Origin of the sequence: Methylomonas koyamae, from assembly GCF_001644025.1 — a bacterium.
GTDB lineage: Bacteria > Pseudomonadota > Gammaproteobacteria > Methylococcales > Methylomonadaceae > Methylomonas > Methylomonas koyamae_A.
The window spans coordinates 1-21,657 of sequence record NZ_LUUK01000217.1; the positions used below are offsets into that span (position 1 = coordinate 1).

Consider the following 21,657-nt stretch of genomic DNA (forward strand, 5'->3'; position numbering starts at 1 on the left):
GGCAAATCCTTCCTTCGACCGCCGTCTTCGCTGAGCTGGATGACAACAGATGTGCTGGTAAGTTAAGTCCGACAGGCTCCTAGATTGGAAAGTTAATTGTTGGAGAAATATCGATGATTGAGAAATCCGAAATCAGAATCATGCTGCTTGATGACGAGCCTTTCATGCTCAAGCTGCTTGCCCATATGCTGACGACTCTGGGCTTCACTCAGGTGACGGCTTGCGGCAGCGGGTGCGATACGCTGGAATGGATAGACCGTTCCCTGACGCCGCTTGACCTGATTCTGCTGGATATCAATATGCCGGATATGGACGGCATAGAATTCGTTCGCCATCTGGTCAAAAGGCAATATACCGGTAGTTTGATATTGGTCAGCGGCGAGGACGAACACATGCAGCAAAGTGCTGAAGCCTTGATTAGATCGCATGGGCTTGCAAGCCTAGGCCACTTGCAAAAACCCGTCAATCCCAACGATCTGTCAGCGTTATTGGCAACCTGGAAACCAACTAATATGTCCAGACGTCAATCAACCAGAAAAATCTACAGTCCGGAAGAGGTACGTACAGCGATTACTAACGGCGAACTGGTCAATTATTACCAGCCCAAAGTGGAGTTAAGCAGCGGAAAGGTGGTGGGTGTCGAATCCCTGGTGCGCTGGAAACATCCTCAAGACGGCATTGTGTTTCCGGATCAGTTCATCGGCGTGGCGGAACAATATGGTTTGATCGACGACCTAACTCGGGCGGTTGTCAACGGGGCCTTTGCACAATGCAAAACCTGGCAGGATTACGGACTGCATTTGCTGGTTGCAGTCAATTTGTCCATGGATAATCTCACGCAATTGGAGTTTGCAGGGTATCTACTGGCCACTGCCGCCTCGGCGGGCGTTCCGCCGGAGCGTATTGTGTTCGAAGTGACTGAAAGCCGTTTGATGAATCAGGTGTCAACGACACTGGAAATACTGACCCGCTTGCGCTTAAACCGCTTCGGCTTATCGATAGATGATTTCGGCACCGGCCACTCATCCCTGATTCAGTTGCGAGACATCCCGTTTAACGAGCTTAAAGTGGATAAGGGCTTTGTTCATGGTATAGCCGGCAATGCCACCTTGCGCGCCATTTTCAGCTCAAGTATGAGTCTGGCGAGACAATTGAACATGAAAACGGTGGCCGAAGGTGTGGAAGATCAGGCGGATTGGGATTTTCTGCGAAAAACAAGCTGCATGCTCGCTCAAGGTTATTTTATCGCCAAACCCATGCCGGCGGATGAAATCCCCATCTGGATCTCTACATGGGAAGACAAAGCAAAATATCTCACTAAGCCGTTAAATGTAAATGCCGATTGAAAAATACCCGGTTTTACCTGCACGGGTTTGTCACGCCGATACTAGCCGTCTGCTTTTTGAAGGTTAAAGCCTTTGACCTTGACCTGAGTGGCAAGCGGACAAGAAACAACCGCTCTATTTGGGCAAATGTTTCGTGATTTTATTGAATAGCGCCGTTGGCTTCAGCGGCTTAATCACAAAATCGGATGCCCCCGCATCGAGAGAGTCGATAACCACGCTTTTTTCCCTGTTGGCTGTGATCATAATCACCGGTATGGTTGCGAATGCTTTATTGGCTTTTAATCGGCGAACCACCTCAATTCCATTCATGCTCGGCATCGAGACGTCCAGCAGGATCAAATCCGGCCGTTTTTTATACAGCATTTTCAATGCTATCTCACCCCCTTCCGCGAATATGAGTTCAAAATTCCTGCCGGAAAGCAGACTGCCCATTAATTTTCTATGGAACGAGTCATCATCCACAATCAATATCACGGGGCGCATTTGCTTGACGGTTTGTTTTAATTCGCGCGACGCCTCCAGTTGCGGCGCTAGATCCTTTTTCAAGGTGCTGTGCATCCATTCGCTAACCTTATCCACGGAGGTACCGACATTTCTTAAATGATTCTGGATGCCATCGGCATGCAAACGCTTAATCTCATTTTGCATTTTGCTCGCATCCTTAACTTCCAAGGCGTCGGAAAGGCTGCCGTCGGTGAGCTTCTTCGAGAAACCGTCTATTACCGCGTTGATATTGATTTCGGCTTGTTGCAGCGTATCTTTGACCGCCAATGTCTGAGTAACGCCCTTGGCAAGGCTTGTCTCCAATTGCGTATCCAGTTCCGCAACGCGGCGGGTAATATCCGCCAATTTATTAAGCATTTGCTCGTTATCGCTACTTTCAAGCGTTTGCAGCGCATGATGCACCGACATCAGCAAGCGGGACGTGTCGTAACCCACCGGCCAAAATAAAATGTAATCGTCAAAGCAGCCGTTTTTACACAGCGCATAACTCCTCTTAACGTCATTCTTATTGCATAGAATCAGCGTTCGATGCGGTAAGTTATGGATCAGGCTACTCTGACGGTACATCTTCAAGTAATAAAGCTCGGCGTTTTCAAGGCTATCAAATGCCAATATGATTACTTTCGGCTTGCACGCCTCCAAATCGGCGACAAATTGATCTTCGGCCTTGGAAATAAAGACATTGTTAAACTCTTCGCGTAGCAAGGTACTGACCAGCTCCGCTTCGGCGGGCACTAGGCTGGTAACAAGTATGTTTTCGTCGTTATACATTTGTTATATAGAATGCACGCGGAATCGTGGATAGCAACGTATCTGGAGGAACGAGCCCCAAGGTAACTTGTGATGAATCACCTGAAAGCAGACACTTGAAACAAGTTTGCTTCTACAACGACGATCTTTACTCGAAATCACCGCTTAAGGCTTTAAAATACAGTTTAAAACTATTTGCCAATTATTGGATGCTTGAAACTGAATAACAGTTTTGTGGAAGGTGCAACAGCGAAAAACACTATTCGCTTTCCCCCGTGCAACGTCATGCGGTTTTTTCGAAAACTACCGGACAAACGCAAAGATGTCAACAAGGAGTCCTGTGCATTGACGGATGAGCCTGCTTATGGTCTGCAACAATACGATCAGCAGTTTCGATGTCGAATGTCGCTTATGGGGCCAGGCGGATGATATGGACTCCTCACATTCCCCCAAGGGATGATGTACGCCAATGGACTAATCCGCAACGCGTTAGGAGTCTGTGTAGCAAAGTCATGGGTTAATTGGCAGCAAATCATGTATTTTCTTATTCAAGAGCGCCGAATAGTTTCCAGTTAAACTGCAAGGTCATTGGTTTTCCACCGCCTTTTTGCTTTGTTTAAATCGATAGGAATCGTTGCCGGTTTCCAGGATGTCACAATGATGGGTTATCCTGTCGAGAAGTGCCGTGGTTACTTTGGGATTCTCAATACATTAGCGATCTGATCAAAGTTTGAAATGATGCCCCTAACAGTTTCGATGCTTTCGAGTTGGAGTGTAAATGGATGTCCGCTTTTGACATATTTAACCGGCCATTCAGAAATCGACATCGAAGGTCAGAAATTGGCCGATTGGGTGAATTCACCAACGGCGGCTTTTCAGCCCACAACCCAGCTCTTTGCGCTCGCGGTCCAACGCAGTCATCGAACCACGATGCTATTGCAGGCCGCTAATTTCCTATGGCTTTCATTAATTGTTCGACCTGTGATTTCATGGCTGTCAGTTGGCCGGTTAGTTGGGCGACCTGCTCTCGAGCACTACCTGCCTCCCTTTTAGCGTTATCCATCTCCGCTTCGAGCTTGATGAGCTTATCGGCGGTTCGTTGAAGTTCAGCCGCCGCTCTTTTCCGCTCTTCCTTACGCAATTCCTCGGCGCCATCCGCCTTGGTCTGCACTTTCACCAATTCCGTTTTCAACTGATCTCGCTCGGCCGCGATGGATTGGGCGGTTTGCTTCTGAGCCGCCACCTGTTGCTGCAGTTTGGCTTGTTCAGCCGCATGCTGTTCGTTCGCCGCCTTCGCGTTTTTCTCGGCCGCCTCCAATCGTTCACGCAAGGTGGCCAGTTCGACAGCTTGAGCCTGGTTCAACGACTGCGACTCGGCCAGCCGTTTGGCCAACTCTACCACCCTGGCCTGTTCGTCCGCCAACATGGTTTCCAATTCATCCACGGCCAGCGAGGCATCGGCGAGTTCGCGCTCGGCTTGGGCTTGCTGTTCGCTCGCCGCCCGCAATACATCCGCCACCCGCCGCTCTTGAGTTTTCACGGCTTTGTCGTTTAACTCCACGGCTAGCGCGTTAACTTTGTCGACCAACGCTTTGGTCAGCGCCGCCAAGGTCTCAACCACCTCCACCGGCAACTCGACCACGGGTTCCGCATTCGTCACTGCTTGAGTGACATTGTGCTTGTCCCAAACCTCCTTGAGCCTTTTGGGATGGCCGCCGCCCGTCAATTTGCGTAACGCAAAGCCTGTCACATTGCGATTCGCCTTGGTTAGCGCCTTGCCGGCTTCGATGATTTGGTCGTCGGTGATGTCGGCCGGGCGGCCCAAAGTGGTATCCAAGAGCTCGTCTTGCATGCTGTACTCCCAATCGTTAGCGGCGGCTCTAGTTTGGCATATAATAAGAAATAAAGTAAGTAATGAATAAAGTAGGGCATAAGCATTTAGCACGTGCCCGCCGCACCAACCTGCCGGACGGTTTTCGACCCAGCACTCTCCATCGAAAAATGCCACTTCCACCAGTCGATGATTTTTGCTATAAACTATTCCCTAGTTTTTAGCGTTATTCACGCTGAAGCTCCTGCACCGCAGGCGTTCCGTCTTTGGACGGCGGGAATCTTCCCGTACTGAGTGCGTTAATCTCAGCTTTCAACCGCGTCTTCAAGACGCAATCAACCACCCAAAGGGGAACACATTCCCCGGCGGGCAATGGCGTTCCCCTTTTTTTAGGAGAACGATCATGAACGATAAGCAGACTGTCCAACCTGACGCATTGCGTATTGGCTTACCTGCCGATGCTCAAAGCTACGGCATTACCCAGGCGACCTGGAAAATCCTGATCGACGTGATTTTCCCAACCGCCCTGTCGGCCGCATCCATCTTGATGGCTCTGGACTATTGCAAGGCACGTAGTCTCGATATCTTCAAAAAGCCGGTCCATATCGTACCGATGTGGAGTTCGGCAAAAAACCAACAGGTCGAGACGGTCTGGCCGTCCGTTAACGAAATCCAGACCACCGCCGCGCGAACCAATTCGTGGGCCGGGATGGATCGGCCACTATGGGGGCCGGACAAGACCATGACGTTCAAGGGACGTATTAAAGACGGCAATACCTGGAAAGACCATCAGGAAACGGTCACGTTTCCCGAGTGGGTCGCCGTAACGGTCTATCGAATCGTTCACAACAAGCGTTGCGCGTTTACCGAGGAAGTCTACTGGCTGGAGGCCTATAGCACATCGGGTCGATTTTCCTCGGTACCGAACGCCATGTGGCTGAAACGTCCGCGCGGTCAATTGGCCAAATGCGGCAAAGCGGCCTCATTACGAGCCGCCTTTCCGGAGGAAGTGGGCTATAGCGCCGAAGAAATGGACGGCAAAATCATCGATATCGAAGCGACCACCGTCACCGACAACGTCGCAGCGACCGATGTCGTACCCAACCCCAATACCGAACCTTCGCCAGAGGCCCCCGTGCCCGACGCGAAACCGGTGGTGATCGATGCCTCGCAATTAAACCCCAAGTTCATCAAGGCTGTCGAAAGCTTGGTTCAACGCACGCAAAAAGCGGGGGCCTGGAGTGCCGCTCGCGACTTTGCCCAGCAGCGCTTTGCCGGCATCGAATTGACCTACGCCTTGGCGGAACTGGACAAAGCGACTGCCATGGCCGCATTGACGCACACCGAGGGCATGACGATACCGCCGATGTCGGCCAAAGACGCGGAACTTGCAAAAGCGCGTCAAACATTAAATAGCTAATTAAGCCGACTCTTACCGATCGGTTTTTCCCATTTTTTACCCATCCAGGGCGTCATGATTCGCCCGATGGGGATTCGTGACGCTCTTCATTTGGAGACCTGTCATGAATGAAATTCCAACCTTCGATCGTTCGTTAAACCGGGTTCCAGCCTTCACGGACTGGAGTCGCTACGATTCGCCCACGGTTCTGCGCCGATACGGACCAGGATTCTTGGACAAAACACCGGATCCGGACACGTTATCCCGGCTATTTTCACCCCGCCGACCTACCTACGACGATTTGGTCGCGGTCGCCGAAACCTTTGGCGGTATTTGTGCCTTATCGGGTGAAGACACGATGCTACTGTTTGACGATGTCCGTTGCGCGCAGCGTTGTCATGCCGTATTGAAGCAACGCCGCTTAGACGGCTTGCTGCTGGGTTGCTGCATCCGGCTGGACGGTAACTTCCAATGAGGATCGTCGATCTCCCCCAGCGCAGCGATGCGTGGCGGATTTGGCGATCGCAAGGCGTCACCGCCAGCGAAGCGGCGATCATCTTGAACCGCTCGCCCTATAAGACGCCCTGGCGCTTGTGGGCGGGTGCGACTTGAAGTCGTCTAAGTAATTGTTCAGAAATGGAGATGATCCATTTTAAGAACCGAGCGTTTCCTCGCTCCGAACCTATCTGCACATGCATAACTGGTAACGGTAATGTGTGAAGCTGCGGAGACAACGACTTCAGTTTGGTAACAAACTAGGAATTACCTGTGAAGGTAATCCGATACTGCAAGTATCAATGCGGTTTGAAGGCTAGGTTAAGAATGTCATGGTTAACACATGTGAACTGTCGTTTAAATTTCGTCAAGACGAACAAGCTAAAGATACTGATAAGCTTCAACCAAAATGGTATGTGGGTAGGTTAGTTGGTTTCTGCCCTTCAACTACAGGAACAAACACCCACCGGAAGATAGACAGAACCTAAAACATTCAGATTATTACTTATGCGAAACAAGGTAAGCCCAATGAGTCGCCTCTATGGCAGGAAAACCGCAAGGTAATCTGATGGCTCAGTGGGTATAAGAACGTCGGAGAAAGCGAATGGCTGTCTGTAATGGTCAGCATAGAGATTGAGGAAGTATCCGACATTATCTCACGGGAAACCGGGCAGACTTCCGATATAGTCTTTCTTTACAAGAAAGTTTGATTAACCTCTCTAATGAGGAAAAGCAGATGAACGTAAATTTCTCAGTGAATGAAGCGTGTGCATCCTCAGACGGATTCACACACTGGCACGGCATTAGCTGGCGTCAGTGTGAAGAAAATGTTAAGAGGCTCCAGACGCGTATTGTAAAGGCAACTCAGGAAGGCAGATGGGGCAAGGTTAAATCTTTGCAATGGCTGCTAACCCATTCTCAAAGCGCTAAAGCATTAGCTGTCAAGAGAGTGACTGAAAACCAAGGCAAGAACACAGCCGGCGTCGACGGGGAAACCTGGAACACACCGGAAGCCAAATTAAACGGCCTAAACAGTCTAAAACGGAGAGGATACCAATCTCTTCCACTACGTAGAGTCGAAATCCTGAAAAAGAACGGTAAGAAAAGGAAACTTGGAATACCGACTATCAAGGACAGAGCAATGCAGGCACTTTACCTTGCCGCTTTGCAACCAATTGCCGAAACACTGGCAGACCGCAATTCATACGGTTTTCGTCCTGAAAGATCTACCGCCGATGCTAGAGAGGAAGGATTCAAGTCCTTAAACAATCAGCAATCTGCACAATGGATACTCGAAGGCGATATTAAAGGTTGTTTCGACAATATCGATCATGACTGGTTAATGAAGCACATTCCAATGGACAAACAAATCCTGAAAATGTGGTTAAAGGCCGGATGTATATTCAATGGTGAATTTATCGAAATCGAAGCCGGAACGCCACAAGGTGGAATCATCTCACCGACACTGGCGAATATGGCATTAGATGGATTGGAAATGAAGATTGACCAAAAATTCGCGTCTCGCACTAAATGGGACAAAGAAACTAAGCGTTACTTCAAGGCTAATAAAAATAAGGTAAATTTCATCAGATATGCGGATGACTTTGTTATCACCGGCGTTTCAAAAGAACTGCTGGAAAATGAAGTCAAACCATTAGTAGAAGAGTTTCTCAAACCAAGAGGCTTGGAATTGTCGCCTGAAAAAACCAAGGTCGTTAACATCGCAGATGGTTTCGATTTCTTGGGATGGAATTTCAGGAAATACGATGAAAAGCTGTTAATCAAACCCTCAGACGACAGTGTCAAAAGTTTGTTAACAAAGGTGAGAGGAATCTTCGACGACAATAAAACAGCCAAACCTGAAATGCTCATTCTTAAACTCAATCCGATCTTGTCTGGTTGGGCCGAATATCATAAAGGTGCTGTCTCCTGTAAAACATTCGCATATATAGATAATCAAATTTGGCTAAAAACGTGGCAATGGGCTAAAAGACGACACCCTAAAAAAGGTAGAAACTGGATTAAAGTGAAATACTTTACTCGCAGCGGAAACTTTAATTGGACGTTTTACGGCTCTGGAAAAGGTGATAAAGATGTAGTGACATTATTTCGTATGGCACTCGTAAAAATCACACGGCACATCAAAATCAAAAGTGAAGCAAACCCCTTTGACCCAAAATATGAAGAATATTTTGAGTCACGACTGATCTTCAAAATGAAAAAGGGCGTGGCGGGAAGAAGAAAGTTAGCTCACTTATGGCTACACCAAAATGGAATCTGTCCTGTCTGCAATCAGCGAATCAATGATCTGGATAATACACAAATCCATCATATTCTCGAGAAAGCAAAAGGCGGTCCAGACATATTGCCTAATTTGATTGTGCTACATCCAAATTGCCACCGTCAGGTGCATAGTCGAGGTCTAACAGTGGGGAAACCGGGTCGCGCAAGCGACTTTTGAAAGGCTTGAGCCGTGTGAAGGGAAACTTTCACGCACGGTTCTTAGGGGAGGAATTAACAGCAATGCTAGTTCTTTACCCGATAACGGCTCGGTATCGTGTTGGAAGCCGACCTCGACAACCATCCGTTGGTTCGGCGCGGACGCGAATTGGAATCGCAAGCGGCCCAATGGTTCGAAGCGCGCTATGACGAGCTGTTGTTGCCGTTATGCGGCGAATGCGATCGTTATCCCTTGATTCGGGCATCGTTCGACGGCATCACCAGCCACGGTGAACCGGTCGAAATCAAATGCCCCCATCCGAGCACCTACCAAACCGTGGTGCAAGAACGGGAACAGTCGCTGGCGTACCAGCTGTATTGGGTACAAGTTCAGCAACAGTTGTTGGTGGCCGACACCGCTAAAGGCTATCTGTGCTTCTATCTCGACGACACGCAGGCAACGGTGTTCGAAATCGAACGCGATGAGACGTTTCTGGTGGAATTGATCAATGCGACGATCACCTTTTTTGGTTGGGTCACCACTAAAAAGGAACCGCCGAAAGATCCGCAACGGGATTTGTATTTGCCTGAAGGCGACGCCGAAACTCAATGGCGTCAACTGGCGGCCGAATACCGGGCCCGGCAGAAGAAACTCGAGGCATTGAAAGCCGAAGCCACCCAACTGGCCGAACTGCAAGCCGAGACCGAAGCCCAATGGGTCGCACAAATGGGGGATTACGTCATCGCCGAACATTCCGGCGTGCGTGTCACCCGTTTCGTCAACCAGGGCAGCATCAATTACAAGGCCGCGTTAACGGCCCTGTTACCGCAACTGACTGACGCGGCGTTAGCGCCGTACCGACAGGCCTCGGCCTCTCGTATCCGCGTGACGTGCCGGGACGACGACGGGAAAAACGCACAAGTGGCGTTTGACCCCGAATCCTTGGTGGTCGCGGACAGTCATTGGTTTTAACCCTAACGTTAGCAACGAACGAACACTACTCCGGTAGTGTTCGTTTCCTTGAGTCGGTTTCGGCGTGGATTCTGCGTCAGAGTGCATCCCGCAATCGACTTTTCTAGCGCTATCGTCTTCGATACGCTGAAAATCCTGCGAAAGCAGGCGTTCCGCCTTTAGGCGGCGATCTAGGGTATCCCTTAGGTTGGGCCGGGTGCGTTAAACCCGGTGAAACCGGCCGTTGCGACAACGGTCATTTTTAGAACCCGTACGGGGCATCACGCCCTGTCGGGCCATCGGTGCCCCTTAATTTTGGAGGTGCACCATGACTCAAGCAGAAGCGGTTTGGACCTTTTTAACCGACCTGAAACACCGGCGGGAAACCGCTAAACGGTTGGAGGAACTGGCTCGATCGAACCCGGAAGCCGTCGTGACGTTTATCGAAGCGCTACCGGCTAACTGGTCCTGTCAGGACGATTCCGAAACCGACCTGATCAAACGACTGTATGCGATTGCTCTCCAGAGCATTGCAGACCGTTAATCCTTAACCAGCTGATCGTAGGTGACTTCACCGCGCGTCAGCGGGCTCGATCCCGTTTCCAACGCCTGCAGTAAATCGGCGATGAAGGCGGGTGCACAGGCCTGAACCAAGGCGACCTCGTAATCGGTTGTCGTGGAAATCGCATTGACGGCGTAACCGCGCTGGGCGTTGTGGCGTTGTAAGCGGCGAAACTCCGCTCGGGTCAATCTGATTTTTCCCGCATGTTCGATCATGCAAACCTCTGCCGGTGTTGGCTGTTTAACATCGTGCGATTTTTACTCACCCCATCGGGAGACCACTCCCACTGGGGAAGGCGTCTCCCATTTTTTGATAGGAGATACCACCATGAACCTCAAATCTTTTTCTTTTTTTAAATTTCCACGCCGCGAAGCCTCGTTTTCAACGGCGGCCAAAATCCTGGAACTGGCCGCGCTCAAACCGGCCACGGTAGCGGGCGCCTTGTTGAATCATCCCGATATTTTCCGGGATCTTCACGAGTCGATCGCCACCACCTTGGTGTTGTCACTGATCGACCGCGGCCAGGCCGATACCTTGCGCCAACTGTTGGCCAACAAGGCGATCGGCGAGGCCAAGGCCCAATGGCTGGCGGAATTACTCCTCCTGGAGGCGTTCAGCGAGTAAGACGGCTTGTAGCAAGCGGGATTCGGCACTCGTGTCGCCATCCCGCAAATCGTCGGCCGCCACGGTCAGCGCCACATTGTACTGCGCCACCGTTTTCGGCGGCGTGGTCCGATCGGTCATCACCCGAAAGGCGTGGCGTTCCCGGTCGGCTAAACGCAGTTTATTTCCTAATCGAATCATATCGGTGCCCTCAATGGTTTTGACCATCGTAACCGCTATGGCTCATTAATCAACCCCGACGGGGAGGTTCGCTCCCTTCCGGGGAATGCGTACGCCTCTTGGTCGGGTCTCACCCTGAATCAGGAGGCAGTATGTATCAAGACTATTCCGTCGCCAACACGTTTGGCGTTCCAGCACCGCTTTCGATGAACGTCGAAGGTTTTGCTCCGGCTAACAACCCTTATGTGCCGGTCGAGAAACCGTACTTGTTTCGGCGCGAGCCGTTACGCGATGTGTTGGCGTTTTTCGCCAATCCGAACGGCGACGGCCTGTATATCACCGGGCCCACCGGCTCCGGTAAGACCTCGCTGATTGAGCAAGTGGCCGCCCGCCTCCATTGGGGCGTCCATGCTGTCACCGGCCACGGCCGATTGGAGTTCAACGATCTGGTAGGCCAGTTCGTCTTAACCGGTTCCGGCGGGATGAAATGGACCGATGGTCCGTTGACCCGCGCGGTGCGCCACGGCCACGTGCTATTGCTCAACGAAATCGACGCCACGGATCCGTCCGAGTTGATCGGCTTGAACGATATCGTCGAAGGCAAACCGTTATTGATTGCCGCGACCGACGAAGTCGTCAGGCCCCATCCGAAATTCCGGGTGGTGGCCACTGGCAACAGTGCCGGCGCCGGCGATCAATCGGGCTTGTATCAAGGCGTGATGCGTCAAAACATCGCCTTGATGGACCGCTTTCGCTTGATGGAAGTGGGTTATCCGGAGCCGGCCTACGAAATGACGCTGCTGGAACGGGCGACACCGACCATGCCGATCAGCATTCGGGAACGCATGATTCAGCTGGCCAACGAGATCCGTAAGGTCTTCATTGGCCATGGCGATACCGCCGGCCTGCTGTCGATCACCATGTCGACACGCACCTTGTTGCGCTGGGCTCAACTCAGCGCCAATTACAGGGGTGCGCCGAATGCCTTGGCGTATGCCTTGGATCGGGCGCTGGCGTATCGCGGCGATGCGGCCGAACGCGAAGCCATTCATCGGATGGCGCAGGACGTGTTCGGCACCGACTGGCAAGTGTGATGTCGGTTTTGTATTGGCAGGTCGAATGCCGTGCAGTGGCCGCACAACAGGGATTGCTACACCAACGGTTATGCGATTGGAAGGCGATCATAACGCACTGGCAATCGACACAATCCGTACAACCGACCGATTGGCCGTACTGGCAACGCTTGCTCGACGCAAGCCAATCTCAAGGCTTCGATGCCAGTGGCCAGATACATGCAGATCAAGGTATCGGGCCGTGCTTATGGCTGTTGGCATTAAAAAAAACGGCGGTGGCCGGCGTCGAGGTCGGTATCGTCACCGATGCCACCACCGAAGTGTCGGTGGACCTGCATCGGGAAGCCGTCGTACTGCAACAGTTCGGCACCGACCTAGCACAGATTAGGCCTCTGGCCGAATCGCTGGGTTTACTGTTGCCGAAATTGGATTTAGTGACCGCTATGGAAGAAACCGACAGCTATTGGTTTTAACCGACCACGGTCGTGACATTTTTTTAAACCGCCTGCATCAAACCAGGCTCATTATCAACCCGGAAGGGGCAGACTTCGCCCTTCGGGGTCGTCGTGTGCCTCTTCGAAGGAGGCACGATGACAGCTAATCAACTACTGGACCGCGTGGTCCTGATCAAAATTGACGCCAATATCTACGGTGCGCGGAAGAAGTTGCGCAAAGAAGACTTGGTGTTGGCCGACGGCAGCGAATTGCCGCCGGAAGACCTGGCCAGCTTGGGATCGAAACGTTTGCTCGATCCCGACCGGCTGGCGGACTTCAATCGCCTTAAAAAAGCGGCCGAACGCGAGTGTCTGCGCGTCGGCACCCGCTTCATGGGCGGTTTTGTGGTGCCGGTCGAACACTCGGCCGATATCATTCCGGAACTGCAGAAGGTCGCCCACGAGTTCGCCATCAAAAAAGCCGAATTCTTGGCCGGATACGATGCCGCGGTGCGAGACTGGATCGCAAAACATCCTAATTTCGCCGGCATTATCGAGAAGGCGATTGATCCGATGCCGTATGTCGCCACCAAATTGGGTTTCGACTTTATGGTGGTTTCGATCCGGCAACCGGAGGCCGCCACACCGGCTGACATCGAAAGGCTGGACCGGCAAATCGATTCGATCGGCGGGCAGTTGTTTCACGAAATTGCCGTCGACGCCGAGTTGTTGCTCGATCAATCGTTGATCGGCAAAGACCAAGTCACCCGAAATGCCGTGCGCCCGATCAAACGGATCCGCGACAAATTGGACGGCCTGGGCTTTATCGATTACCGGGTCGCGCCGATCGTGACCTGGATCGATGGCATGCTGCAAAAGATTCCCAAGCGCGGTGCCATCGACGGCCCCTTGCTGCAGGAAATCCTAGCGATGGCGATGCTGTTGGCCGATCCGGACAAACTCCGCCGCCACGGCGAAGGCTTGTTGTCGGCTCAGCCGGTCGTAGCGGACGATGAATCCGTAACCACGGATGACATCACACCGGTGCCCGTTCAAGACGCGCTCGATTTTGTCGATGCGCCGCCAACGGCCGCCGCGGACGATCGCTTCGCCGGATTGTTCGACGATCTGTTCGAGACCGATGAACCGGAGGACGACCTACCCGGTACGGCTTCGGCAGCACCGATGCCCGAACCGTTCATTGAACGTCCGGCCTTAGCGGCACAGGCGTCCGATGCGGATATTCACCCTGAACCCGAACCTAAACCGAACACCGCCGGCACCGAGCTATCGAAACCCGCGGTCGCCGAGTTCTTCTGGTTCTGATCGACTTTTTATTCACCCTACAGGGGCCTGCGACTCGCCCCTTGGGGCGGTGGCTTGCCCCTGGTTTTTTTAAAGGAGCAAGCCATGACTCAAACCTTAGAACGTGCGTTTCCCATCGTAGCAGCCGCCCTCGGCAACCACTTTGGGATTTCGATCAAAATTGGCGGTACCGACGCTTACACCAACGGCCGTTCGATACAGCTACCGGCCTACGACGGGTCCAATCCGGACTATCAGTCGGCGGCCTGGGGCTATTTGGCCCACGAAGCCGCCCATATTCGGTTTTCGGATTTCGAGATCGACTTCGGCGATTCGGTCTTACGCCTGCGCATCTGCCAGGCGATCGAGGATGTGCGCATCGAGCACGAATTGGCCAAGGTGTATCCGGGTACCCGGTTGACCTTGGCTAAAGTGGTCGAAAAAATGATCGGTGAAGGGCGATTCGTCGCGCAAAAAGCCGATGAGCATCCGGGCAACATCCTGTACGGTTACATTCTGAAACGGCTGCGGGCAACGGTGTTAGGCCAAACGGTGTTGATGCCCTTGGTCGACCAAACCCGCGATGCGTTACGGGCCAATTTCCCGCGCGGCGCGCTGATTCGGCTGGAAGGCTTGTTGTCTGAAGTACCGGACGGATTGAGCTGCGAACGGGACTGTCTGGATCTAACCGACCGGATTTTGACGATGATCGAAGAGGAAGTCGAAAAAGCGCGGGACTCCGCGGCAGATTCGTCCGACTCGGACGCAGCAAACGACGCGGATGCAGCGGATGAGACCGATCAGGACAACCCGCCTGCATCGGGCGACGACGGTGATAGTGGTCAAGACGATTCGGACGGAGACCCACAAAACGGCTCCCCTGAACCGGCAAGCGTACCGTCTCAGCCCGACGTCCCGACCAGCCCCTCCGGGGACGAGGTCGTCACGTTGATGGACCAACTGAACGCTACGGCCGAACACGATTTGGAACCGGATTGGTTCGAGACCGTGAAAGCCCAACTTCGATTGGCGCCGGGGACCTGCGAGAACTGTGTGTTACCGATCGGCATGATCCCGACCGGCAGCCACCTGGTAGGTCAAACCTTGGCCAACAAGGTGGCGCAAGACAGTAAAGCGTTGCGCGTTGCCTTGCAAAGCGCGGTGCAAGCCCACCGGCACAACCGGCCCCAAGCGGTTCGGCAAGGCCGGCGCATCGCCGGGAGCCGTTTAAGTAGAGTGGCGCAAGGCGATACACGGTTGTTCATCCGGCCACACCAACGGATCTCACCGAATACGGCCTTGCACATTCTGTTGGACAAGTCCGAAAGTATGGATGACAAAATCGCCGTGAATGGCGAAACGGTCACTCTCTTAAGCTTGGCGTTGGACGCGGCGATGGCTCTGGCCTTGGCGCTGGAAGGCATTCAGGGCGTTAATCCCGCCATTACCGCCTTTCCGGGAGCGGACGATGATTCGGTGCATCAGGTATTGCGGCACGGCGAAAAAGTCGTGAACGGTTTGGAGCGCTTTTCGCTTCGCGCCGCGCATACCACACCGATGACCCAGGCCGTGTGGTACGCCGCCGCGCAATTGTTGCAGTGCCGCGAACCGCGTAAGGTGCTGTTAGTGATCACCGACGGTGTCCCCAACGATAAAACGAGTACGCTGTCGATCTTAAAGCGTTGCCGCGATTGCGGGATCGAGACGATCGGCATCGGCTTGGGCGTGATGGTCGACCATTTGTTTCCGGTCGCCCTGAGCATTCAGGATATCGCCGAACTGAGGCATCAACTGTTTAATCTGTCCAAAGCCATGCTGCTGGCGGCCTGAACAGTTTAGTCCGACTCAATCGTATCGATATGTGTGCCGTGACTTCATCCTTGATGGGGTCCGGCACCGTATCGATACACGGGGCGTTGCGCGCGGCTCTCAACCGGGCTACAGTAGTGCCATAGCCGATTTTGCCCTGTCTAGTGGTTGACCGGGCAAGGCAAAATCGACTGTTCATGCATTCTTTCGAGAATGCTGATTCCGGCCATCGCCGGCGTTCCGCCTTCAGGCGGCGGGCAAGATCACTCTTGCTCGTATCGGATGCGTGAATTCCGATTTTTCATCCGGCTTCTTGTAAGCCTTTTCCATCCCGCTTCGGGCGCCACTGCCCGAATGGGGACGTGCGTTCGAAGCATTTTTCTTCCGTTAGGAAGGAGGTTGCCATGCACGTTGTTTTCGGTATCATCATTCTGGCTTTACTCATCCTGGCAGTACGGGTGATTTGGCACACGTTAAAAACCACTTGGCTGTGGTTAAGCCAATGGCGGGCACATTTCCAACGTGTTCGCTTCCGCAACTCGGAAAAAATCGCGCTCCCCGCGCGCTTTACCCGACAACCGGCCTTGCCCTCTCCGGATTGGGACGATCTGTCGCAACGGGTCAGACAAAGCCTGTTGGAACGCAACCACCACCCGACCTACCGGCTCGATGCACTCGATATCGATCTGCAAGTCAAGTTGAAAACCCAGGCGATTTTGCAGGCGGAGATTGAAATCACCCAACTGCAATGCACCTTGGCCGAGGCACAGCAGCTGCTTGCCCAGCCCGTGAAAAAACGTCGGAACCAGGCCTTGCCATTACCGGCTAAAAAACCCAATCCGGCGGCCGGCTTGCGCAAAGCCCTGCAAGGCGACAAAAGCGCATCGACCTCCCATGTTCATTAAGTCCATAGGGTCAGTGCAAGGTGGTAGTGGCCCACGGCCGCTCGATCACCTGATACGTCCGTAGTTCCTGCTCGACATCCAAACCGAGCATGGGCGCGATCCGGACGATCGTATCTAGCCGATCAGCGCGGATGCGGGCTAAAAGCGGTCCCGCCTGTTGAGGATCGGGGATCTGCGTTAACACTTCAACCTCGTAGTGATTTAAATTCGCCAGGAGTTGGCGATACTGGTCGAAGTGCCGCTTTCCGGGCTTCACTAGAATGGCCATCGGCTTTCTTTCTGGTGAGGGACGGGGTTTATACGGCGGAGCGATGATTCGATCCAGCCATTTAAGCCAGTTAATTAATCGAGTTGCGATAGGGTTCATCGTCTTACCTTCACAAAGGGTTTGCGATCACCTTACAACGACTTTTTTCGAATGCAACCCGTTTGCCACTCGGCCGGCGGCTAATTTTTAACCCTGGCGGGATCCACATCCTGCGGGGTGCGGGTTTCCGCCTAAAGGAGGGAATCATCATGTCATCTGCACACACTCCGGAAACGGAGAGCCTGTACCTCAATCAGTACCGTTGCCCCCATTGCGAGATCGAATGGGACGACGAATGGAATTGTGCCTGCAACGACCGTTGCCCGGCCTGCAATGCCGAAATCGAACCGAACCGCAGCGACGTCGTCGGCGACGAGCAACAGCCGTCCGCCTTCGCCGTGAGCTATACCCTCGATTACACGCATCGTGTGATGGTGGGCGTGTTGGCGGATAGCCCGGACAAAGCCCTAGCGATCGCCGAAACGGCCTTCGACGCAGGCTCGATCTGGGACGACACCCCGGAAATGCCGGTGTTGTACGACGCCTTCGAGGAAGTCGACGGCGAAACCTTGCTATGGCAGGTTGAAGAGGTCGACGTTTGGCCAAAGCCCGACGGATCGGTCGTTAAGCTACGTCAAGAACAAGTCGCAAAATCGATTTGTCGCGAATTAGCCGCGGTTTATCCGCAATACACCGCTACTGGAACCATTGATCAGGATGTGCTTGATCGCGTCATGGTACTGGCGAAATTAGGGTTATCGGAAACCGATCAACCGGCTTAATCCATCACAGTCTGTCTCGGACACGAGACAGATAAAAACCTACCCCTGCGGGAATGTCTATTCCCGACCAGGGACATGACGTTCCCGCATTTTTTTGGAGAACGTCATGCAAGGCACCATCATTGAACACACGTTCGGCAACGGACAATCCGTCCAGTACCAACGTCTACCGTCAGGCACCTGTTTCCACGCAGACACACCGCTTGCGGTGATCGAAATCTTGGAAGAGGTCCTCGGTACGCAGCGTAAAGTCAGACTGTACTATGGCGATACCGCTACTGGACAGTCCTGGTTCGACGAAAGCGACGTAATCGGAACCATCGGCCGCTCGTGCGGAAACCTCAAGGTACCATTGCTGATCGAGCCTCACGAGGACGGCGGTCCGGCTATTTTGGACCACTGCATTGTGCGAATCGACAGTCCCTTTAGGACGCTATACCAACACCCGACTTTCCGGGTTGGCGAGGTTGCAGTCCACAAGGGTGCGCACGTCGACTATCCGTGGTCGGTATCAATCGACGGCAAAGTCCACGCCGGATTTAGGGGCAAACGGCAAGCCAATGTGTTTGCCGCCTTTATCCAAGGTCAACGCTTTGACCTGCCGGTCGACAAACACGGCCCGTTCGAAGCGTCCAGCAAAGACTTGCCTTGGCAGGTCTGGTTGAACGACAAGCTGAAGGCGGCGTTTTTGACGGAAGCCGAAGCGCAACAGTATTGGTTCTCGGTTCAATAACGCGACCGACCTTTACCATTCACCCCGACGGGTAGCCATCCCGTTTGGGTGCGGCCTGTCGGGTATTTTTCCTAGGAGAAAACCATGACAGATCCACAAATGAGCGCTGGCGATACCATCAAGAGCACGGTACAGCAATCCTTGACGGACAAAAGCTGGATTTCGCTCGACAGCGTTGCGATCGCCACCAAGCCGTATCACACCACCGTTGGTGTAAAAAACGCCTATGTCTATTTGACCCTTTGGGGAACCAACTGGGTGTTGACGGCGGAGTATACGAGCCAAGGCCGCAATATCCTGGAAGCGCTACGCCTCAGTTTCCCTGAGACAACCGGTACCGAAGCCGTTCGCCAGTTAGCGGTGTCGTTTTCGGACACGGTTGATTTGATGATTGCCTTCAGTTATGCGGCCAGGCTTGGGAGAGACGAACCGCAGATGAAGCCCTTTGCATTAGGTCAAGCCGTGGCCACGCCCGGCGCATTGGCTCTATTGGAAAGGACGTTGGTCGACGCCGGCCACTTGATATCGCGTCACGCCCGTGGCGATTGGGGCGATATTGGCGAAGAGGACAAAGCGCAAAACAACGTCGCGCTGGAGGAAGGTGGCATGCTGCTATCCGTTTACCGGATTTCTGACCAAGACAAGGTCTGGGTGATTACGGATCCGGATCGCTCGGTCACGACCGTATTATTGCCGGACGAGTATTAACCCGATCGAAAACGATAATTCACCCGTACCGGGGAGCGCAGTCTTTCCCGAACGGGAAGCTGCGTATCCCTGCCATCCAAGAGGAATGACCATGAATACACACGCAGTTATCTCAACCGGAATGACTCACACCTCAGCCGCCGCCTTGGCGTTTTTGCACGACCGAGGCATCGACCTCGTGTCGTTGTTGGACCGGCATACGCGCGGTGACTGGGGCGACGTGGATTTGGACGATGAGCAAGAAAACGGCTTATCGCTTGTCTGCGGCGGACCGATCGTTTCGCGATTCACGCTGTCCGGCACGGACGGTATTCGGATTGTGACGGATACGCTTCGGAAAACGACGCGGATAAGTCTTGCGACCGAACCGCACGCCCTTACCGGTCACGCTGGCCATTCGTTTGGCTACGAGGCTCTGGCCGCTTAAGAACACACCCGCACTGCACCTGCGATAACCGGGTGACGCGCATTTAAACCCAATGACTCGGGGAAACAGACTTTCCCCGCCAGGGGTGCGTCTTGGTTTCCTCGAATATTCAATTTAATTGAGGAAAAACACCATGAACGCACCTATCCAACTACGAGTGAATACAACCAAACTGGTTCACAGCCTGAGATGGAGTTTCACCAACCAAGAGACCTATTTGGGCGAGCTGATGCAAAATGCCCGCCGTGCCGGTGCCAGTTATGTCGCTTTCGACTACTGCGCCGAGACGGACACCGTGACCGTCACGGACGACGGCTGCGGGATCGATTCGATTGAAACCTTATTGACCGTGGCTGAATCCGGTTGGGATGTGGAAACGATTGCCAAAGAACACGCGTTCGGTGTCGGCTTTCTTTCCGCGCTGTTCGCTTGCCGGCATCTGGATTTATCGAGCAAAGGCGGGCGTTTTTCCGCCGATACCGATCACATCCTGGGTTTTCAGCCGGTGGCGGTTTCGCCGGTAACCGATTGGAATGGTCTGACGGAAATCACACTGATTGAAATCGACGGCAAGCATATCGACACGACCTTGGCGAAACTCGCCGCCGGTTTTCCGATCGCGGTGCATTTTAACGGCACCGTGTTGCCGCGGCCTCATGCGCTCGATTCTGCCGGCGAAACGGAGTTTGTCGATTCCGCGATTGGCAGGATTCGGTTAATCGATCTGCGCGATTCGGATCGGCATTTCAACGATTGCCTGGTGTACTTGCAAGGCCTACCAGTGTACCAAGGGCCCTATTACCGTTTCTGCGGCACTCGTTACCTTGGGAATATCGTGCATCTGGACAGCGAACAATTCATGGCTCGCTTACCGGACCGCGACAAATTAGTCGATGAAACCAAGGTGATTCACCGGGTCGGCGAGGCTATTCGCACCGCGATCGAATGCAAGCTGGAGACGCTGAAAGCGGCCTTAAGCGCCGATCAGTTCCTGAGCTATTATCCCGCGTTGCGCGAGTGCAATTTGCTACGCTTGCTCAATGATGTCGAGGTGCTGCCCACACCACTGGTATCGCGCATCGAACGACCTCCCGTCTGTGATGCCAAACTGTTTGGCGACTTTGAGGAAACGGTTGACCAACTGGTGACCAAGCAGGCGGTCGAAACCGGACAGGTGCAATTGGTGACGATCGACGATGACATCACCACCGAGGGAGTTTTGCGCTATTTGATGGCCTGGAAGAACGGCTGGTTGCTGGTCAATAACCAATTCGACGCCGGCCATTGGGTGCAGCCGTACTTGCGGCACTTAAGCCAGGAGGACGTGTACTGCGAAATCATTGATGAATTGCATCGCGCGCAATTCAAAGGAATCTGGGTCTGGGTGACGGCGGTATTTTGCCGAGCGTATCGCATCCGGATCGGTGCCGACATTGTGGAATACGCAGCATACGGCGCCTATATCGGGTGCGAGCAAGACGATGTCGTGATAATCCCGTGCCACGAAAAATGGGGGAATGTACTGGAACAGGTGTCGCGGTTTTGCGAAAACGACGAATACCAAGGCGCCTGCCACGATGACGATATCGAGCAATTTGGCCAATTCGTTATTGCGAATACGGCTGAAAATCCCGCGGAGGCATTAAGCCGGCTAATGCCGGATCTGGGTGCATTTAAAGGCCTGCACGGCAAACGGTTTGTGTTGGACATCGACCACACCGGCCAGATCGCATCGCTGGTTATGGCGGAGGATGAACATGGCTAACTTCGTGTTTGACATCAGCATTGTGGAAACGGATCCGGGTCATCCCGAGTCCCCGTTTTCGCCGCCGGAGGATTGGACGGGAAGCCTCGAGGATTATCGCGGTTGGCTGAGAACGCAATTCAAGGCAAGCCCCTGGGTAAGGCAACGATTGGCTATTGCGGCCAGGCGCTACCAACTCAAGGGACCGTTAGACGTTCGAGGTCGATTCGGCTCAATCTTACCGTCAATCCTAACCTCCATGCTGGAAAAAATACGCGCCGAACCCTCGTTCGACGAATAACCACCCTACCCCCTTTCGAATCCGTCAGGGGGTAGTTTTAACCGGTTAGCGCGGCCAAGTGCCCTCGG

The 21,657-nt window shown here is 53.3% G+C and carries 23 protein-coding genes and 2 pseudogenes; 19 read left to right on the forward strand and 6 right to left on the reverse strand.

Features of this window, described 5'->3' with window-relative positions:
* Positions 1-113 precede the first annotated feature (113 nt).
* On the forward strand, positions 114-1,346 hold the full coding sequence (locus A1355_RS21615) for an EAL domain-containing protein (RefSeq protein WP_064031357.1): 1,233 nt from the start codon (positions 114-116) through the stop codon (positions 1,344-1,346).
* A gap of 114 nt (positions 1,347-1,460) precedes the next feature.
* Here A1355_RS21615 and A1355_RS21620 read toward each other — a convergent pair whose 3' ends face one another.
* From A1355_RS21620 to A1355_RS21625, 3 genes and pseudogenes are all read right to left on the reverse strand, one after another.
* Complete coding sequence (locus A1355_RS21620) at positions 1,461-2,621, reverse strand: response regulator (RefSeq protein ID WP_064031358.1); 1,161 nt, start codon at positions 2,619-2,621, stop codon at positions 1,461-1,463.
* Between the two features lie 564 nt (positions 2,622-3,185).
* Positions 3,186-3,296: pseudogene (locus A1355_RS25420) on the reverse strand (ATP-binding protein); the annotation flags it as partial.
* Positions 3,297-3,546: 250 nt separating this feature from the next.
* Positions 3,547-4,452, reverse strand: a complete 906-nt coding sequence (locus A1355_RS21625; RefSeq protein ID WP_064031359.1) for a DNA-binding protein — start codon at positions 4,450-4,452, stop codon at positions 3,547-3,549.
* Between the two features lie 382 nt (positions 4,453-4,834).
* On the opposite strand from A1355_RS21625, the gene bet reads away from it, so the two are divergent.
* The 6 genes and pseudogenes from bet (at position 4,835) to A1355_RS21650 (ending at position 10,260) form a co-directional block, all read left to right on the forward strand.
* Positions 4,835-5,851 carry a phage recombination protein Bet gene (gene bet, locus A1355_RS21630; protein ID WP_064031360.1) on the forward strand — a complete coding sequence of 339 codons (1,017 nt, stop codon included), beginning with the start codon at positions 4,835-4,837 and terminating at the stop codon, positions 5,849-5,851.
* A gap of 103 nt (positions 5,852-5,954) precedes the next feature.
* Positions 5,955-6,305: a hypothetical protein gene (locus A1355_RS21635; RefSeq protein ID WP_082885700.1), complete on the forward strand. Its 351-nt coding sequence runs from the start codon at positions 5,955-5,957 to the stop codon at positions 6,303-6,305.
* Positions 6,302-6,439, forward strand: a pseudogene (locus tag A1355_RS25425) (YqaJ viral recombinase family protein); the annotation flags it as partial. The gene A1355_RS21635 and the pseudogene A1355_RS25425, both read left to right, overlap by 4 nt.
* Positions 6,440-7,061: 622 nt before the next feature.
* On the forward strand, positions 7,062-8,786 hold the full coding sequence (gene ltrA, locus A1355_RS21640) for a group II intron reverse transcriptase/maturase (protein WP_064031382.1): 1,725 nt from the start codon (positions 7,062-7,064) through the stop codon (positions 8,784-8,786).
* Between the two features lie 96 nt (positions 8,787-8,882).
* A complete protein-coding gene (locus tag A1355_RS21645; RefSeq protein WP_197471879.1) occupies positions 8,883-9,737 on the forward strand; it encodes a lambda-exonuclease family protein in 855 nt (284 codons plus the stop codon).
* Between the two features lie 307 nt (positions 9,738-10,044).
* Positions 10,045-10,260, forward strand: coding sequence for a hypothetical protein (locus tag A1355_RS21650; protein ID WP_064031362.1), 216 nt, complete (start codon positions 10,045-10,047; stop codon positions 10,258-10,260).
* On the opposite strand, the gene A1355_RS21655 is transcribed toward A1355_RS21650, so the two are convergent.
* Complete coding sequence (locus tag A1355_RS21655; protein ID WP_064031363.1) at positions 10,257-10,493, reverse strand: hypothetical protein; 237 nt, start codon at positions 10,491-10,493, stop codon at positions 10,257-10,259. The two genes, A1355_RS21650 and A1355_RS21655, sit on opposite strands and share 4 nt — an antisense overlap.
* A gap of 112 nt (positions 10,494-10,605) precedes the next feature.
* Here A1355_RS21655 and A1355_RS21660 point away from each other — a divergent pair, with 112 nt between their 5' ends.
* Positions 10,606-10,902, forward strand: coding sequence for a hypothetical protein (locus A1355_RS21660; RefSeq protein WP_064031364.1), 297 nt, complete (start codon positions 10,606-10,608; stop codon positions 10,900-10,902).
* Here A1355_RS21660 and A1355_RS21665 read toward each other — a convergent pair.
* Positions 10,873-11,109 carry a hypothetical protein gene (locus A1355_RS21665; protein WP_064031365.1) on the reverse strand — a complete coding sequence of 79 codons (237 nt, stop codon included), beginning with the start codon at positions 11,107-11,109 and terminating at the stop codon, positions 10,873-10,875. The genes A1355_RS21660 and A1355_RS21665 overlap by 30 nt on opposite strands.
* 104 nt (positions 11,110-11,213) lie before the next feature.
* Between A1355_RS21665 and A1355_RS21670 the strand changes: the two genes are divergently transcribed.
* From A1355_RS21670 to A1355_RS21690, 5 genes are all read left to right on the forward strand, one after another.
* Entirely contained in the window at positions 11,214-12,155 is a 942-nt protein-coding gene (locus A1355_RS21670; RefSeq protein WP_064031366.1) for an AAA family ATPase, read from the forward strand.
* On the forward strand, positions 12,155-12,607 hold the full coding sequence (locus A1355_RS21675) for a hypothetical protein (RefSeq protein ID WP_064031367.1): 453 nt from the start codon (positions 12,155-12,157) through the stop codon (positions 12,605-12,607). Before A1355_RS21670 ends, A1355_RS21675 begins: the two co-directional genes overlap by 1 nt.
* Before the next feature lie 117 nt (positions 12,608-12,724).
* The gene (locus tag A1355_RS21680) at positions 12,725-13,894 is read left to right on the forward strand and encodes a DUF3150 domain-containing protein (RefSeq protein ID WP_064031368.1); all 1,170 of its coding nucleotides are present in this window, start codon (positions 12,725-12,727) and stop codon (positions 13,892-13,894) included.
* A gap of 84 nt (positions 13,895-13,978) precedes the next feature.
* On the forward strand, positions 13,979-15,703 hold the full coding sequence (locus tag A1355_RS21685; RefSeq protein WP_064031369.1) for a VWA domain-containing protein: 1,725 nt from the start codon (positions 13,979-13,981) through the stop codon (positions 15,701-15,703).
* Between the two features lie 383 nt (positions 15,704-16,086).
* Positions 16,087-16,587 (forward strand): hypothetical protein, encoded by a 501-nt coding sequence (locus A1355_RS21690; protein ID WP_064031370.1) that lies wholly within the window; start codon positions 16,087-16,089, stop codon positions 16,585-16,587.
* Positions 16,588-16,597: 10 nt separating this feature from the next.
* Here A1355_RS21690 and A1355_RS21695 read toward each other — a convergent pair whose 3' ends face one another.
* Positions 16,598-16,954, reverse strand: a complete 357-nt coding sequence (locus A1355_RS21695) for a hypothetical protein (RefSeq protein ID WP_064031371.1) — start codon at positions 16,952-16,954, stop codon at positions 16,598-16,600.
* 149 nt (positions 16,955-17,103) lie between these two features.
* Between A1355_RS21695 and A1355_RS21700 the strand changes: the two genes are divergently transcribed.
* The 6 genes from A1355_RS21700 to A1355_RS21725 all read left to right on the forward strand — a co-directional run bounded on the left by A1355_RS21700 (position 17,104) and on the right by A1355_RS21725 (position 21,589).
* Positions 17,104-17,676, forward strand: a complete 573-nt coding sequence (locus tag A1355_RS21700; protein ID WP_064031372.1) for a hypothetical protein — start codon at positions 17,104-17,106, stop codon at positions 17,674-17,676.
* A gap of 106 nt (positions 17,677-17,782) precedes the next feature.
* The gene (locus A1355_RS21705; protein ID WP_064031373.1) at positions 17,783-18,409 is read left to right on the forward strand and encodes a hypothetical protein; all 627 of its coding nucleotides are present in this window, start codon (positions 17,783-17,785) and stop codon (positions 18,407-18,409) included.
* A gap of 84 nt (positions 18,410-18,493) precedes the next feature.
* Positions 18,494-19,117, forward strand: coding sequence for a hypothetical protein (locus tag A1355_RS26315; RefSeq protein WP_231883756.1), 624 nt, complete (start codon positions 18,494-18,496; stop codon positions 19,115-19,117).
* 91 nt (positions 19,118-19,208) lie between these two features.
* A complete protein-coding gene (locus A1355_RS21715) occupies positions 19,209-19,544 on the forward strand; it encodes a hypothetical protein (RefSeq protein WP_157197988.1) in 336 nt (111 codons plus the stop codon).
* Between the two features lie 133 nt (positions 19,545-19,677).
* Positions 19,678-21,309 (forward strand): ATP-binding protein, encoded by a 1,632-nt coding sequence (locus tag A1355_RS25890; RefSeq protein ID WP_064031375.1) that lies wholly within the window; start codon positions 19,678-19,680, stop codon positions 21,307-21,309.
* Entirely contained in the window at positions 21,302-21,589 is a 288-nt protein-coding gene (locus A1355_RS21725) for a hypothetical protein (protein WP_064031376.1), read from the forward strand. Before A1355_RS25890 ends, A1355_RS21725 begins: the two co-directional genes overlap by 8 nt.
* The last annotated feature ends 68 nt before the right edge of the window (positions 21,590-21,657 follow it).